Below are 16,747 nucleotides of genomic sequence, written 5' to 3'. Positions count from 1 at the left end.
TTGAGACGGTTCACCGACGGGCTCGTTGGTTGAGTGCTCACGGCGGAACCGCGCTAATCGGTGGCTCACGTGCGACTACTAAACGTGTGCTGTGAGTAACTGTGAGATATATAACAAGGCTCTGTACTCGGTGTTTCGGGTCGGATGTCGGCCCAGTTCAGGACTGTGGCGGAAGCGTGCCGGGTGACCGGATTAACCCCGGAGCTGCGCAACGGTCGGTAATTTCCCGCTTCGTTGGTTGATCAGCTTGTTGGTCAGCGCCTACCGTCTCGTCGCTCGGATCGAATCATGGACAAGCGTCGCTCAGGCGGCATGCGGGGGTTTCTCAGTGTCTGGCCGTCGGAACAGGCGTGTGCGCGCGAAACGGCAGCTCTTCCACAAGGGACGGCTGGCCTTCGCCGCGTTCCTGGTGCTGCTCATCGGCGCGTGGGCGGGGGAGCAGGGCACGACCGCCGTCCAGCTCCACCCGCGACTCGTGGCAGTGGAGACGCCCGCCGGCTCCGACAAGGCCCCGGAGCAGCGCTGGGGCGACGCCGCGGGGCTCGACCCGGTGGTCGCCGGGCGCCGCAACACCGTGCGGCCCACGTCGGAGCGTTCGAAGTACCCGCCGGTCAAGGCGCCTACGCTCCCGGCCAACGCCGCCCGCGTGATGACCGCGCCTCAGGGGCAGGCGAAACGGTTCGGGCCGGGCGCCGGGCCGGAGATAGCCACACGCCGGGGGCCTCATGAACGGGCGTACCGCAATCCGGACGGCACCGAGACGACCGAGTTCTCCGCGGCTCCCCTGAACTACCGCAAGCCCGACGGCAGCTGGGCGCCGATCGACTCGAAGCTGACCGCGGATCCCGATGGGGGATGGCGGCGCGGCGCCGACTCGGTCGATCTGAAACTGGCCGCCCGCGCCGACGCTTCCGAGCTCGTGCGGGTGACCTTCCCCGGTGGCGGGGTCCTCGCCTACGGCGCGGCCGGTGCCGCCGCCGTCGCCGGCAAGGTTGCCGGTGACACCGCCACCTATCCGGGCGTCTGGCCCGATGTCGACGTCGAACTCCGTGCCCAGCCCGGCGGCGTCAAGGAAACTCTCGTTCTCGGTTCGGCGGACGCCCCCACCGGCTTCGTTTTCCCGCTCCAGCTGTCAGGTCTGACCGCGGCGGTCGAGAACGGCCAGGTTCTGCTGCGCGACGCCAAGAAGACCACCGTGGCCACCATCCCGGCCGGATATCTGGTCGACGCCGAGGGCGCGGTCTCCAGCGGTGTCTCCTACCGGCTGACCAGCCGCGACGGCCGTCCCGCGCTGGCCGTCGACGCCGACGCGGCGTGGCTGCGCGCCGCCGGCCGGGCGTTTCCGGTACGGCTCGATCCGCCGGTGCTCGGCAACGGCTCCGTCACCGAGAGCCTCATAGTCCAGGGCGGCACGTCGCACGGCGGCGGCGATCTGTCCGTCGGCCGCAAGAACGGAGTCAACTCCGCCTCGTACGTCAAGTTCGGCGGGCTTGTCTCGTCGCTCGCCCACGAGACCATCTTCAGCGCGCAGCTCAGCTTCGCCGCGTTCGACGCGCCGTCCTGCAAGCCCCGCGCCCTCGGCGTCTACCCGGTGACCGGGTCGTGGACCGCGAACGACCACACCAGCTACCCGGGCCCGTCGGTCGGCGGCGCCCTCGCCTCCGCCTCGTTCGCTCAGGGCTACGTCGGCCTCGGACAGTCCAGCTCGGCCTGTCCGGTCACCGGCACCGTGCTCGACCTGGGCACGAAGGGCCGCGACCTGGTGCAGGGCTGGGTCGACGGCAAGGCCAACAACGGCATCTCGTTCCGCGCGGCGGTCAGCGACGAGAGCGCCTGGAAGACCATCGCCGGTACGGGGAGCGCGAACCCGCCGACCCTGTACGTCACCCACACCCCGTACAACGCGAAGTACTCCGTGCCGAGCCCGACGCCGAAGCCGGCGGTTCTGCAGAACCAGGCCGGCAAGGTCAAGGTCACGGTGACCAACAAGAGCGCGATGGACTGGACGCCCAGTGGCTTCCAGCTCGTGTACCGGCTCTACAACGCGAAGACCCAGGCCAAGATCGGCCAGTACGTGGCCGCCACGCTGCCGGGCACTGTCGCGCGCGGCTCCTCCACGACGCTGGACGCGACCATCAAGGCGCTGCCGATCGGCTCGTACATCCTCGACTTCAGCATGGCGACCACCTCGGGGCGGGTCTTCACCGACGAGCTGGTGCCACCGGCGCGGATCGCGCTCGAGGTTCGTAACATCCCGCCGGCGCTGGGCGGGGTCTACCCGCCGAACGGCTACGAGTCGCCCAACCTGACGCCGCAGCTGTGGGCGCAGGGCGTGGACCTCGACGCGCCTCCGAAGCAGACGCTGCAGTACAAGTTCGAGTACTGCGCGGTGGACGCGTCGGCCAACCCGACCGGGTGCACCCAGACCGCGTACCAGACCAAGCAGTCCTTCACCGTTCCGGCCGGCAAGCTGGCCTGGAGCAAGCCGTACGTCTGGCGGGCGTTCGTCAAGGACAACACCACCGAGGTCGCCGGCGACTACGCCACGCTGACCACCGTCGTACCGCAGCCGGAGATCACGTCGCGGGTCGCGAACGCGCCGTACGGCTCGGGTGACAAGGACTTCGACCCGGACCTGGGCAACTACAGCACCAGCGCGGTGGACGCCACCGAGGCGTCGGCCGGCCCCGACCTGAGCATCCTGCGCACCTACAACAGCCTGGACCCGCGGGCCGACCTCGCCTTCGGCGCGGGCTGGATGTCCGAACTGGACATGCGGGTGGCCCTGGACGCCGACGGGTCCGGCAACGCGCTGATCACGTACCCCGACGGGCAGCAGGTCCGCTACGGCCGTAACAGTGACGGCACGTTCGCGGCCCCGCTCGGCCGTACCGGCCAGCTGTCGATCGCGTCCAGCACGTACGTCCTGAAGGACCAGGCGAACACGACCTACACCTTCCGCGGCGGCGACGGCCGGATCGCCTCGATCACCGACAAGTACTCCCGGGTGCTGGAGTTCGTCTACGACTCGCAGACCGGCCGCCTGACCAAGCTGCAGACGAAGCGGGCGCCCAGCGCCACCAAGGCCCTGCGGGCGCTCACGCTCACCTGGAACACCGCCGGGACGCACGTGCAGAGCGTCGCCACCGACCCGGTGAACGGCTCCGCCCTGACCTGGACGTACACGTACGACGGGGACCGGCTGACCAAGGTGTGCGCGCCGGAGGGCCAGGCCTGCACCACGTACTCGTACGCCGACGGCTCGCACTATCGCAGCAGCGTGACCGACAGCGGCCCGGATTCGTACTGGCGCCTGGGGGAGAAGGCCGGCGCCACCGCCGCCGCCAGCGACGTCCCGAACAACCTGGGCAAGGACGCCGGCACTCTGGCCAACGTGACCCTCGAGCAGCCGGGCGCGCTGGCCGGCGGTGACGACACCGCAGCTCAGTTCAACGGCACGACCTCGGTGGCCGAACTGCCGAAGGGTGTCGTCAAGCGCGGCCGGGACACCGCCGTGGAACTGTGGTTCACAGTCTCGGCCGTGCAGAGCGGTGGCCCGCTGCTCGGCTATCAGGACACCGCGCTCGGCACCACGCCCGCGACCGGAGTTCCGCTGCTCTACGTCGGCACCGACGGGCATGTCCGCGGCCAGTTCAAGACGACCGCCACCACGCCGAAGCCGATCGACGGCGGCGCCGACCTGCGGGACGGCAAGTGGCACCACGTCGTGCTCTCCGTCGCGGCCGACGTGCAGACCCTGTACGTGGACGGCGTGAAGAAGGGCACGAAGGCCGCCACCGACGGCGTCCTGGATCAGAGCCTGCTCACCTTCAACCAGGCCGGCGCGGGATGGGCGACCACGCCGACCGCCTGGCCGAGCTGGGGCAGCACCGCGAAGCGGTTCTTCCAGGGCGGGCTCGACGAGATCGCCGTCTACGGGCACCCGCTCAGCGACCAGAGCGTCAAGGCGCACTACAGCGCCGGGGCGGCCAAGGCGGGCCAGCTGACGGCCATCACCCTGCCCAGCGGCAAGACCGCGGCCGAGATGACGTACGACTCCGTGGCCGACCGGATCGCCGAGTACACCGACGGCAACGGCGGCACCTGGAAGATCGGCAAGCCGGTCGTCCACGGCGGGGACACCGACCTGCGCCGCACGGTTCAGGTGCTGGACCCGGCCGACAACCCCTACCTGTACGAGTACGACGCCCTGGCCGGCCGGCTGCTGCGCTCCGCGTCCCCGCTGGGCATCAGCACCAGGCCCGCCGACCAGCCGCTGCCCACGCCGACGCCGACGCCCACCCCGTCCGAGGTCTGCACCACGCCCGACCCCGGCGATCCGCGGTTCTGCACCGTCATTCCCGGTGACGCCGGCGGTCCGATCTTCGACGAGCACCCGCTCAACGGCTCGGTCGTGCGGTCGTTCCAGTACGACGCCCAGGGCCGGCAGAACCAGGTCATCGACGAGAACGGCAACGTCGTCACGATGACCTTCGACAGCCGGGGCAACGTCGCCTCCCGTAAGACCTGTCGCGGGCCGTCCGACTGCCAGACCACGTACACGTCCTACACCAGCCCGAACACCGCGAACCCGCTCGATCCCCGTAACGACCTGCCGGTCGAGGTGCGCGACCCGCGGTCGAGCAGCGCGACCGACAACACCTACCGGACCATCACCGCGTACAACACCAGCGGCGACGTCACCAGCGAGACCGGCCCGGACAGCGGTGTCACCGCGACCACGTACACCAACGGCAGCGAGTTCGCCTTCGGCAGCGCGACCGACACCCTGCCGACCGGCCTGATCCGCACGTCGACCGACGCCGCCGGCAAGGTCACCCGCTACGACTACACCGCGGCCGGCGACCTGGCCCAGGTGACGTGGCCCTCGGGCATGCTGACCCAGACCACGTACGACGCCCTGGGCCGCAAGACCCAGGAGAAGGAGATCTCGGACAGCTATCCGAGCGGCGTCGTCACCCAGTTCGCGTACGACAATGTCGGCCGGCCGACCGTCGTCACCGGACCGGTCACCGTCAACGCCGTCGACGGCACCCGTCACCAGGCGGTCACCACCACGACGTACGACGTCGACGGCAACGTGGTGCGCACCTCGGTCAAGGACGCGCTGGACGCGAACGAGGCCGACCGGGTCACCACCGTCGAGTACGACGAGCACAACCACCAGACGCGCACGGTGAACCCGGAGGGCGACGAGCAGACCGAGGGCTGGGACCGGTTCGGCAACCGCGTCTCGGTGGTCGACGGCAACGGCAACCATTACGAGTACGCCTACACCGCGCGCAACCAGCTGTCCGAGGTCCGCCTGTACGACTGGAAGGGCGACCCCGACGGCGGACCGGGCCAGGACTCGAAGCTCGGGTACATCGTCGTCAACTCCTACGCGTACGACTACGGCGGCCGCATGGCCGCGCAGATCGACTCGATGGGCCGGCGCATCGAGTACACGTACCTCGGCGACGATCTGCTCTCCAAGGCCGTGCTCAAGAACTTCCACGACCCGGACGGCAGCACCCGCGACTACGTCATGGAGCAGTACACCTATGACGCCGCCGGCAACGTGACCCGGCAGACGACCGCGAACGGCACCCAGGTCAGCACCAACGTGATCGACAAGCTGGGGCGTACGCAGTCGTCGACCCTGGACCCGGGCGGCCTCAACCGGGTCACCACGTTCGGGTACGACCTGCTCGGCAACGTGGTCCGGACGACGACGTCGGGCAACGCGGTGAACGTGCCGTGGCCCGTGGTCGCCACCGCCACGAACGTGACGAGCAACGTCTACGACGCCAAGGGCCGGCTGAGCCAGGAGAAGGTGCTCGACGGTACGGCGTCGCGTACCACCTCGTACACGTACGACCAGCGGGGTCTCACCCTCAGCCAGACCGATCCGCGGGGCAACGCGGCCGGCGCCGACGCGGCCGCCTTCACGACCACTTACAAGTACGACGAGAACGGCGACCAGATCGCCGCGATCGCTCCCGCCGTCTCGGTGGAGAGCGGTGGGAACGCGGCTCAGACGGCGAACCCGACCGTCACCACCGGCTACAACGCCTTCGGCGAACCGGTCGCCGTCAAGGACGAGCTCGGCAACATCACCCGCTCCACGTACGACCGGATGGGCCGGCCCGTGTCGGTCGAGGGACCGCGATACACGGCGCCGGGTGCGCCCAGCACCGCGGCCTCGGGAGTCCTGAAGACGAAGTACGACGCGCTCGGCAACGTCATCGAGTCGACCGACGCCAAGCAGCACATCACGAAGTACACGTACGACCGGCTCAACCGGCTGACTCAGAAGGACATGCCGGGCGCCACCGACGACGAGCGGCTGGTCACGCGGTACACCTACACCCGTACCGGCAAGATGCTCTCCACCACGACCCCGACCGGGATCCGGGTCCAGGCCACCTACGACGACCTGGACCGCCCGGTCACCTCGACGACGTTCGAGCGCAAGCCGGCCGAGCGGGCGCTGACGACCACCACCACGTACGACGACGCCAGCAACGCGGTGAAGGTGACCTCGCCGACCGGGCTGGTCACCACGATGACCTACGACAAGGCCGGTGACCTGCTCACCGTTCGCGACCCGGCCGGGGTGACCAGGACCAGCGGCTACGACGGTTTCGGCAACAAGGTGCGCGAGACCGACGCCGCCGGCCGCACCACCCGGCTCGACTACAACGCGTTCGGCTCGATGGTCGCGCAGATCAACCTCGGCCCGGACGGGAACGAGCTGCGCCGGGAGACGTTCGGCTACGACGAGAGCGGCAACGTCACCAGCCGTACCGATGCCCTGAAGAAGACCACCACCTTCGCCTACGACAACCTCGGCCAGCTGATCCGGCAGGTCGAGCCGAAGAGCGCCACCGCGACGATCACCACCAGCTGGGGATACGACGCGGCCGGCAACCGCACGCGCTACACCGACGGGCGCGGACTGGCCACGTACTACACGACGAACAGCCTCGGCCTGCCCGAGAGCGTCGTCGAGCCCGCCACCACGGCCCAGCCCGCGGCGAGCGACCGCACCTGGACCGTCGCCTACGACCTCAACGGCGACCCGACCACGCTGACCGCTCCGGGCGGGGTCGTCCGTAGCCGCTCCTACGACGCGGCCGGACGGCTGACCGCCGAACAGGGCAGCGGCGGCGGGACGGCCGCGGTGAGCCGCGGCTACAGCTACGACGCGGAGGGCCGCACCACCGCCGTCACCACCGGGGCCGGCGGCTCGGCCAACACCTTCGGCTACGACGACCGGGGCGACCTGCTCTCGGTCGACGGGGTGTCGGGCAAGGCCTCGTACACCTACGACGACGAGGGCCAGCTCACCAGCCGCACCGACGCCGCGGGCACGGCCACCTTCGGATATCAGAAGGGCCGCATCACCACCGTCCGGGACGGCGTCTCCGGCGTGCCGCAGACGATGTCGTACGACGCCGCGGGCGCGCTGTCGGGCGTGGACTACGGCGCCGGGCGGGTCCGGAAGTTCGGGTACGACGATCTCGACCGGCTCACCACCGACACCCTCAAGAACAGCGACGGCAGCGCCGTCTCCTCCATCACCTACAAATACGACCTGGCCGACCGGGTGATCGGCAAGGACACCACCGGCACGGCCGGGGCCGGCAGCAACACCTACGGCTACGACGACGCCGACCGGCTCACCTCGTGGACGTCGAGCGCCGGCACGGTGGCGTACGCCTGGGACGACTCCGGCAACCGCGTCAGGGCCGGCGCCAAGACCGCGACGTACGACGAGCGCAACCGCCTGCTCAGCGACGGCGACTACACGTACACCTACACGCCGCGCGGCACCCTCGCCTCGCGGACCAGCTCCGGCCTGACCGACCAGTATTCGTTCGACGCCTTCGACCGGATGGTCAGTTCGCAGGGCCAGACGTACGTGTACGACGGCCTCGACCGCATGATCAACCGCAACGGCGCGCTCATCACCTACTCCGGAACCGGCCCCGATCCCATCGGGGACACCATGGAGAAGTACGGCCGTGGCCCCGGCGGGGAACTGCTCTCGGTCGCCGAGAGTCCCGACAACATCAAGCTCACCGTCTCCGACCAACACGACGACGTGGTCGGCGCCTTCGACGCCGACGGCTCTCTCACCTCGCTGGACAGCTCCACCGAGTACGACCCGTTCGGCAACCGGGTCGCGCAGAGCGGAACCGCGTCCAACGTCGGCTTCCAGGGCGACTGGACCGACCCGGACACCGGCCAGGTCGACATGGGCGCCCGCTGGTACCAGCCCGGCACCGGCACGTTCACGTCCCGCGACAGCGCCAGCTACAGCAGTGGCGCCTCGATCCTGGCCAACAAGTACACGTACGCGGCCGGCGACCCGATGGCGAACAACGACCCGAGCGGAAACTGGCCGTCCTGCGGCTGGTGCCACAAGGTGATCGACACGGTCATCGTCAAGCCCGCCAAGGCCGTCTACCACGGGGTCGTCAACACCGCGAAGTCCCTGTACCACGGGGGCGTCCAGGTCGCGAAGGACCTCTACCACGGCGCGGTCCGGGCCGGTAACTGGCTGGTCGACCAGGCGGTCTCCGCGGCGTCGCACATCGAGCGGGCGTACCACTACGTCTCCACGAAGGTGTCCCACGCGCTGAGCTCGGCCAAACAGGCGGCGGTCAGCACCTGGAACAACACGATCAAACCCTCGCTTCAGCACGCGTACAACGTGGCGAAGCAGAAGGCGCAGGCCGCCTACCGGGCGAGCGTGCACGTCATGACGCAGGCCAAGGCGAGCATCAAGAGCGCCGTGCAGCACGTGTCGCTGAAGCGCATCGGCGCGATGGTGACCAGCCAGCTGAAGAGCCTGAAGATCACGGTTTCGCTCGGCCACCTGCCGAAGGTCCTGCAGAGCTTCACCAACGTGGTCCAGGACTTCGGCCAGGCGGCCGCGGACCTCTACCACACGGCGGCCGACGCGACGATCTCCGGCCTGTCCAACGCCGGCGACTGGATCGTCGACCACAAGGGCGAAATCATCGGCGGCCTGGCCGGCGCGGTGGTCGGCATCGGCTGCGGCGTGGCCATCGGCGTCACCGGCATCGGCGCGGTGGCCTGCGCCGGCGCCGCGGGCGCGGTCGGCTCCCTGGTCACCGACCTGGTCGACGGCGGCAAGGGCTGGAAGGAGATGGCCGCCGACGCCCTGAAGGGCGCCGCGATCGGCGCGGTCCTGGGCCCCCTGTCCGAGATCGGCGGCTCCGCCATCACGGGCGCGGTCCGGGGCGCCATCGACAGCGGCCTCAAGGGCGCCGCCCAGGCGGGCAGCTCGGCCTTCACGAGCGGCTTGCGTTCCCTGGGCGACCGCCAGATCGGCGGCGTGGTCGGCAAGGCCCTGGCCAACCGCTCGGCCGGCTCCGCCAGCCGTGAGGCGGTGGAGACGACCGGCGCCAGTGCCCGCTCCTCGGCCCGGGGCGAAAGCTGCAACAGCTTCGCCGCGGGAACAGCGGTCCTGATGGCGAACGGCAAGACAAAGCGGATCGAGGACGTGCGGATCGGCGACAAGGTCGTCGCCACCGACCCCACCACCGGCAAGACGGCTGTCCGCGCGGTCACCGCCCTGATCACAGGCGTCGGCGTGAAGAACATGGTGACCCTGACCGTCGACGTGGACGGCTCGAAGGGCTCCAAGACGGCCACCATCGACGCCACCGACGGCCACCCGTTCTGGGCCGCCGACCTGCACCAGTGGGTCAACGCGGCCGACCTCAAGCCGGGCACCCTGCTCCAAACGGGCGCCGGCACCTACGTCCAGGTAACGGCGACGAAGGCATGGAAGGCCGAACACAAGGAGGTCCACAACCTCACGGTCGACGGTCTTCACACGTATTACGTGTTGGCCGGCACAACGCCGGTGCTGGTACACAATTGCGGAACAACGGAGTTTCACACTGTCCAAAGTCCAGAAGACGCTGCCCGCCTGACCACTAACGGTGGCAAGCCGTTCCCGACGGAACCGGATCGTGCCCATTTTGGGCCCGGAGTATATTCCTGGGGATCGCGCGCGGAAGCTGAAGCGTATGCAGCTAACAAGCCCGGAGCCAGCATTCTTTCCTTCTCGGTCAAAAATGATGATCTCGCGGGTTTGAAGCAGGCGCATCTTGGGTCGATGTCAGACGACGAAGCAACCGCATTTATGGAACAGAACAGCTTGCTCTGGGACGGCGATGCAGGGCACGGACTAGACTACATTTCCCGGCCTACGGCGCGTGGGACGGAACACTACTTCTCATCCAAGGTGTTCCATCTTCTGGACTTCGGAGGCTAGCCCGTGTCAAGCACGTATCTCTATCGCTTGATCAAGTCAGCCTGGGGTATCAGGATTTCAATAACCGCAAGCGTCGTGCCTCAAGCGGGGCGTGCCTCGACTCAGGGCGGGAACGGTTTCGTTGATGTTCGCTTCGCGGGCGCGACGGAATCACTCCCGGAGAATCTGAAAAGACACGTCAGAAGAGGATTGTCGGCCGTTGGGGATGAGATCGTTCAAGCGCTGGGTGGTGCAAAGGCTCTGGTGACGATCGAAGACATCTCCTACAATGAGGCCGATTTCCAAGCCGAAGGACTCGAGGTTGCAGTAATTCGATGGGCTGAGCAGGAGCTCGGGCTACCGCGGCGCGAGATAGTCGAAGGTTTTGACAAAGAGAAGAACAGGTACCTATTCGGCTTCGATCGAGTGAAAGACGAATAGACTATCGCTTTCGGCTGCTGGTCGAGTGTTGTCGGCCGTTCGTCGTAACGGTGGACATGCCGACGCTGACCCAGGCCGCCAAATCGGCGGCAGCGAAGGCAGCCCCGGCTTCACCGAGCACCACCTTTCGAGACCCTCGGCCGACTGAGGATTCGGCCGATGTACGGGGATGTCACCCCATGGCGTCCCCTTCATGTTCGTGAGAGGAAAGCAGTGTCAAGTACGAAACGCGGACGCCTGTTCGTGGCGCTCCGAGCTGTCGCCGTGGCGGTGGTCGCCACGGCGGCGACCGTCGGCGTCGTGCCGCAGGTCGCGCAGGCGGCTGTTACGCCTGCGGTGGGGACTACTATCAAGGCGGCGCACTCCAACCTGTGCCTGAACGTGCTGGGTGGGGTGACGGACAACGACGCCGAGATTGGGCAGTACTCGTGTTCCGATGCGAAGAGCCCGATGCGGGTGGTTCCGCAGTCCGGTGGCACGTTCCAGATCGTTGTGGTCTATGACAACAAGTGCCTGAACGTCTACAAGGGCGCCACCGACCTCAACACGCCGATCCACCAGTACACGTGCAGCGCGACCGCCACCAACAACCTGTGGCGTTTCGAGCCGGTGGACGGCAAGACCACGTATCACATCGTGTCGGTGCAGAGTGGTAAGTGCCTGAACGTCAAGACCGGGCTGACCGACCCCAAGACGCCCGTGGTTCTCTACAACTGCCAGGGGCCGACGGCGCTGAACGACCAGTTCTCGTTCCCGCCGGCCGTTACGGCGTCGCTGGCGGCGGACCTTCCCGTCGTTCAGAACACGCCCGTGGCTGTGGCCCAGGCCGGGACCGCCAATGTGGTCGGGGCGCTGGTCTACGGCTATGTCAACAACCGGGGTCTGCTCGTCCGTGGCTACCAGGCCGACCCGGACAACTTCAACGGGCTCACCTGGACCACGACGTCGAGCCTGAAGCTGTTCACCAACCACCCGACGATCACCCAGCAGCCCGACGGGAGGGTGCAGGTCGCGGCCCGGCAGGCCAGCGACGGTGACCTGTTCATCAGCACGCAGACGGCCAAGGACAAGGACAGCTTCTACGACGGGCAGGACGTCGGTGGCACCGCCCCGTCGCAGCCGATCGCCGGGCGGCTGGCCGACGGCCGGATCGTCGACTTCGAGATCGTCAACGGTCAGCTGTGGCATCTGGTTCAGGACGGCACCCACACCCCGTACGGCGGCTGGCGGTACATCGGCGGGACGAACCTCGCCGGTGAGCCGGCGGTGGCGGTGACCCAGACCGGTCTTCGGGTCTTCGCTCTGAACACCTCGGGCGCGTTGCAGACCGCCCTGTACGCCGACGGCAAGCTCGGCGACTGGACCAGCCTCGGCGGGTCCGGGCTGACCGGCACCCCGGCGGTCCTGGTGCTTCCCGGCTACCGCGACCGGATCGTCATGCGCACGGCCGACGGCACGCTCGTGACCAAGGTGCAGAAGGCCGACGGCACGTTCGAGGCCGAGTGGAACGCCTTGCCGGACGTGGCCGCGGCCGGATCGCCGGCGATCGTGCTGGACCCGAAGTCGAGCCGCATGGTCATCGTGGTGCGTACCACCGACGGCACCGTGTCGGCGCTGGCCGAGACCGCCGTGGGCAGTGACACCTGGGGCAGTTGGCAGCTCGCGTCGTCGACCCCGCTGGCCGTCGACCCGACGATCGTGACCTTCAAGAACAGCGCCGGCACCACGTGGGGCTACGCCGCCCGGGACGCCAACAACCAGCCGTACATGGTGCTGGCCGACGGCATCTCGACCGGCCGGGTCGCGGCGCGCGCCGCCTCCGGCGCGGGGCCGGCGTTCACCGAGCACCGCCTCCCGAAGGCGCCGGTGGACTGAAAGCCGAGGGGGACGTCGCCGGCCGGCCGCCGGTGACGTCCCCTGACGTCATCCCGGGCGGATGAGGATTTCCGGGGGCCGTCCCGCCACCGTCTAGGGCGGGACCACCCCGGAAGGAGAAGGCGATGGCCGTCGATACGTTCATGGTGTACGTCGGTGTATATCCCACGGTGGCGCAGGCCGAGGCGGACTACGCCGTGGTCAAACAGCTGCACCGGGAGGCCGATCTGATCGACGCGTACGACGCGGCGGTCATCGAGCGGCGGGCCGACGGCAAGTCGAAGATCGTGAAGCGGCATGAGACGCCGACGCGGGTCGGCGGGGTGCTGGGCGGCGGGCTCGGGCTGGCGACCGGGCTCGTCGTGGCGCTCTTCCCGTTCGCGGCGATCGGGGGCGGGCTGCTGGCCGCCACCACCGGTGGCGGGGCCGTGCTGGGGGCGCTGGCCGGGCACGCGGCGGCCGGGATGAGCCGGTCCGACCTGAAGGAACTCGGCGAACACCTCGACGAGGGCCAGGCCGGTCTCGTGGTGGTGGCCGTCTCGGACATGGGCGCCAAGGTGGAGCGGGCCCTGAAGAACGCCGAGAAGGTCGAGTCCCGGCAGCTCAAGGCCGACACCGCCGAGATCGAGCAGGACGCCAAGGCGGCCGCTAACCCCTGACGACGATGCCCAGGACCTGGGCCAGCGCGGGGGCGGCCTCGGCCAGCTGGTCGTGGTCGATGACGGCGCCGCGCAGGGCGTCCCAGCCCTGGGCCACGTCGAGTTCCCGGGCGCCGCGGAAGTCGAGCTTCTTCACGGTCACCTTGTCGAACCGGGCCCGGCGGACGGCCGAGCCCGGGAACGTCACGTTGATCAGGGTGGCGCCGCCGAAGTCGACCTCCGACAGGTCGCAGTCGCGGAACTCGACGTCCTGGAGCCGGGCGCCGCGCAGGTTCAGGCTGTCGATTTTGCCGCCCTGGACGGTCACCCGGCGCCACTGGGAGCCGTAGGCCTGGACGCCGGCGATGGCACTGTCCAGGATCGTGGTGTCGAGCAGCTGGGCCTCTCCCCAGGTCCCGCCGATCCAGCGGCACCGGGACAGCCACACGTCGTCCAGGCGCACCTGGTCGTAGGTGCCGCCGGTGAAGGTGACCGCGGTCATCGCGCTCTCCGAGAAGCGGGAGCCGGCGGCCGCGACCTCGTCCAGCTCGACGGCGTCCAGGTGGATCTCGCTGTGGTCGCCGTCGTGGCCGAGCTCCTCGTCCAGCGGCCGCAGGTAGGCCGCGTACGGCAGGGAACTGAGGTCGTGAATCACCGGCATGCCCCGCATCCTGCCGTGTCAGGCGTGGCGGCGCTGCTGCGGGAGGGCCGGACGGAGCGCGCCGTCCTGTGCTAATTCGGTCAGCACCCGATTCAGATCGGCGACCTGTTCCGTCGTGTGAGCGGCGGTGAGCTGCACCCGGAAGCCGATCTCGTCGCGCGGAACGCCGGGATACGGGGCGAGGGTCACGTACTGGCCGGCGGCCCACAGCCGTTCCGAGACGGCGATCAGGTCGTGCTCGGGCGAGATGGGAATCTCGACGACCGGGGTGTCGTCGACGTTGAGAGTGTGCACGCCCATACCCCGTACATGGGAAAGCAGTTGATGGGTGAGTCGGTAGAGGTGACCGCGCAGGTCGTCGCCGCGCTTCTCGTTGACGTCGAGACCGGCCCAGACCGTGGCCAGCGAGGCCACCGGCGAGGGCCCGGAGTAGAGATAGGTCGGCGCGGCCACCTTGAGCCGGTTCTTCACCGCCGTCGGCAGGGCGAGAAAGGCCAGCAGCGAGGAGTACGCCTTGGAGAAGCCGCCGACCAGGATGACATTGTCGTACGTCTCGCCGAAGTGCCTGACGATCGCGTTGCCGCGCATGCCGTACGGCGAGGTCTCCTCGGTGCCGCGCTCGCCGATCACGCCCATGCCGTGCGCGTCGTCGACGTACAGCGTGGCGTCGTACTCCCGGCACAGCTCGGCGTAGACGCGCAGGTCGGGAATGTCGCCGGTCATGCTGTTGACGCCGTCCATGCAGACCATGACCGGGCGGGCGGTGGCCTCCTGGAGCAGGCGGGTGAGCTCCTCGACGTCGCCGCTGCGGAACCGTCTCATGGTCGCGCCCTGGCCGCGGGCGAAGACGCAGCCGTCGTAGATGGTGCGGTGGGCGCGGCTCTCCATGATGACGGTGCCCTGGCCGATCAGCGCCGGGATGACACCCAGGTGGATCTGCGAGATGGTCGGCAGCAGGAGCACGTCCTCGGCGCCGAGCAGTTCGGTCAGGCGCTCCTCGAGGTCCGGGTAGATCTGCGGGCTGCCCAGCATGCGCGACCAGCTCGGGTGGGTGCCCCAGCGGCGCAGCTGGGGCTCGACGGCCTGGATGACCTCCTCGTCGAGGTCGAAGCCGAGGTAGTTGCAGGACGCCCAGTCGACCAGCCAGTCGTGGCCGATCCGGATGCGGCGACCGTCGATCTCCTCGATCACGGCGTCGTACATGCGGCTGTTCCGACGAAGGTCCTCGATGTCGTGTGTCACTGCCGGCACTGTGAACCCCTTTCGCATTTCTGATCACTTTCGCACCTACCCGGGTGATCGTCGATCAACCTGAAAACGTCTGACCGACACTCGGCTCAAGGGCCCGCCCCGGCGGCCGATGTCCCCGACGTGACGAGGGCCTGGAAGGTCTACCTGGCGGTGTCGGCGGTGGTCGCGGCCGTCTACTACCTCGTGCCGGTCGAAGCCGTGCAGACCGTCCTGGTCAGCGCGCTGGGGCTGTCCTCGGCGGTGGCGATCCTGGTCGGCGTCCGCGTCCACCGGCCGGCCGTGCGCTGGCCCTGGTATCTCATGGCGGCCGCCCGGGCCCTGTTCGCGCTGGGCGAGCTCGTCTACTGGATCCAGGTCTTCGTCACCGGTGGCGAGGTGTTCCCGGGGCCGGCCGACGCGTTCTATCTGGGCTTCGCGGCGCTGCTGGCGATCGCGGTGGTCGGCCTGGTGCGCTCCCGCCGGCCCGGCAAGGACCGGCCGGGGCTGCTCGACGCGCTGGTCCTCTCGACCGGCGCGGCCATGCTGGCCTGGGTCTTCCTGATCGTTCCGTACGTCCGGGACGACACGCTCAGCCTGACCGAGCGGGCGGTGTCGCTGGCCTACCCGGCCGGCGACCTGCTGGTGCTGGCCGTGCTGGCCCGCCTGGTCACCGGGCGTGGCGACCGGCCGCCGGCGTTCTTCCTGTTCGTCGGGAGCATCCTGGCGCTGTTGGTGGCCGACACCTCGTACACCGTGCTCGGCCTGACGGGCGCCTACCAGCCGGGCGGCCTCGTCGACCTGGGCTGGCTGGCCATGCAGGCGCTGGGCGGGGCGGCGGCCCTGCACCCGTCGGCGGCCGCGCTGTCCCGCCCGAGCCCGCCGGCCGGTCAGGAGGCGGCCCCGCGCCTGCGGGTGATCGGGCTGGCGGTGGCGAGCCTGACCGCCCCCGCGGTGCTGGCCATCCAGTGGCTGACCGACCGCACGATCGACGTGCCGGTGATCGTGGTCGGCAGCGTGGTCCTGTTCCTGCTGGTCATCGCCCGGCTGGACGGCCTGGTGCGGCTGCTGTCGGGCGCGCTGCGCCAGGTCGAGGAGCAGGCCACGACCGACCAGCTCACCGGGCTGGCCAACCGGCGCCGCTTCCACGACCGCTGGGGGTCGGCGCTGCACGACTCGGTCGGGCCGACCGCGCTGCTCTACATCGACCTGGACGGCTTCAAGCCGGTGAACGACACGTTCGGCCACGAGGCGGGCGACGCGGTGCTGGTGGCGGTGGCCGAACGCGTCAACGGCGTCATCCGGGCCGGCGACGTGGTGGCCCGACTCGGCGGCGACGAGTTCGCGGTGATCCTGCCCTGGACCGACGACGCCACGGCCGACAAGGTGGCGGCCCGCATCCTGGCCGCGCTGGCCGAGCCGTTCGACACCCCGGCCCGCCCGGTCTACATCGGCGCCAGCATCGGCGTGATCACCGCCGCCACCGGCGCCGACCCGGACGGCGAACTCCGCCGAGCCGACTCGGCCATGTACGCCGCCAAAGCCGGCGGCCGCAACCGCGTCCACCGCGCCGCATGAGGCCCGGGAGCCGGAGCTCCCGGGCCGATG

Annotated in this window: 7 protein-coding genes; 5 read left to right on the top strand and 2 right to left on the bottom strand. The window is 69.3% G+C overall.

Features of this window, described 5'->3' with window-relative positions; translation table 11 throughout:
• Nucleotides 1-352: 352 nt before the first annotated feature.
• From ACGFJ7_RS19245 to ACGFJ7_RS19230, 4 genes are all read left to right on the top strand, one after another.
• Nucleotides 353-10,318, top strand: coding sequence for an RHS repeat-associated core domain-containing protein (locus ACGFJ7_RS19245; protein WP_392642884.1), 9,966 nt, complete (start codon nucleotides 353-355; stop codon nucleotides 10,316-10,318).
• A 27-nt stretch (nucleotides 10,319-10,345) separates the two neighbouring features.
• On the top strand, nucleotides 10,346-10,738 hold the full coding sequence (locus tag ACGFJ7_RS19240) for a hypothetical protein (protein WP_360250795.1): 393 nt from the start codon (nucleotides 10,346-10,348) through the stop codon (nucleotides 10,736-10,738).
• Nucleotides 10,739-10,981: 243 nt separating this feature from the next.
• Nucleotides 10,982-12,613: an RICIN domain-containing protein gene (locus ACGFJ7_RS19235; RefSeq protein WP_392642883.1), complete on the top strand. Its 1,632-nt coding sequence runs from the start codon at nucleotides 10,982-10,984 to the stop codon at nucleotides 12,611-12,613.
• A 125-nt stretch (nucleotides 12,614-12,738) separates the two neighbouring features.
• Complete coding sequence (locus tag ACGFJ7_RS19230) at nucleotides 12,739-13,272, top strand: DUF1269 domain-containing protein (protein WP_360250789.1); 534 nt, start codon at nucleotides 12,739-12,741, stop codon at nucleotides 13,270-13,272.
• Here the strand turns inward: ACGFJ7_RS19230 and ACGFJ7_RS19225 are convergent.
• Both ACGFJ7_RS19225 and ACGFJ7_RS19220 read right to left on the bottom strand, forming a co-directional pair.
• Nucleotides 13,262-13,912, bottom strand: coding sequence for a pentapeptide repeat-containing protein (locus ACGFJ7_RS19225; protein WP_392642882.1), 651 nt, complete (start codon nucleotides 13,910-13,912; stop codon nucleotides 13,262-13,264). The genes ACGFJ7_RS19230 and ACGFJ7_RS19225 overlap by 11 nt on opposite strands.
• Nucleotides 13,913-13,930: 18 nt before the next feature.
• Nucleotides 13,931-15,154: an aminotransferase class I/II-fold pyridoxal phosphate-dependent enzyme gene (locus ACGFJ7_RS19220; protein ID WP_392642881.1), complete on the bottom strand. Its 1,224-nt coding sequence runs from the start codon at nucleotides 15,152-15,154 to the stop codon at nucleotides 13,931-13,933.
• A gap of 129 nt (nucleotides 15,155-15,283) precedes the next feature.
• Here ACGFJ7_RS19220 and ACGFJ7_RS19215 point away from each other — a divergent pair, with 129 nt between their 5' ends.
• Nucleotides 15,284-16,717: a diguanylate cyclase domain-containing protein gene (locus tag ACGFJ7_RS19215; RefSeq protein WP_392642880.1), complete on the top strand. Its 1,434-nt coding sequence runs from the start codon at nucleotides 15,284-15,286 to the stop codon at nucleotides 16,715-16,717.
• Nucleotides 16,718-16,747 lie beyond the last annotated feature (30 nt).

Source organism: Actinoplanes sp. NPDC048988, from assembly GCF_043197815.1.
Classification (GTDB): Bacteria; Actinomycetota; Actinomycetes; order Mycobacteriales; family Micromonosporaceae; genus Actinoplanes.
The sequence above is the reverse complement of the archived record's forward strand: the minus strand, read 5'-3'. Positions and strand labels throughout refer to the sequence as shown.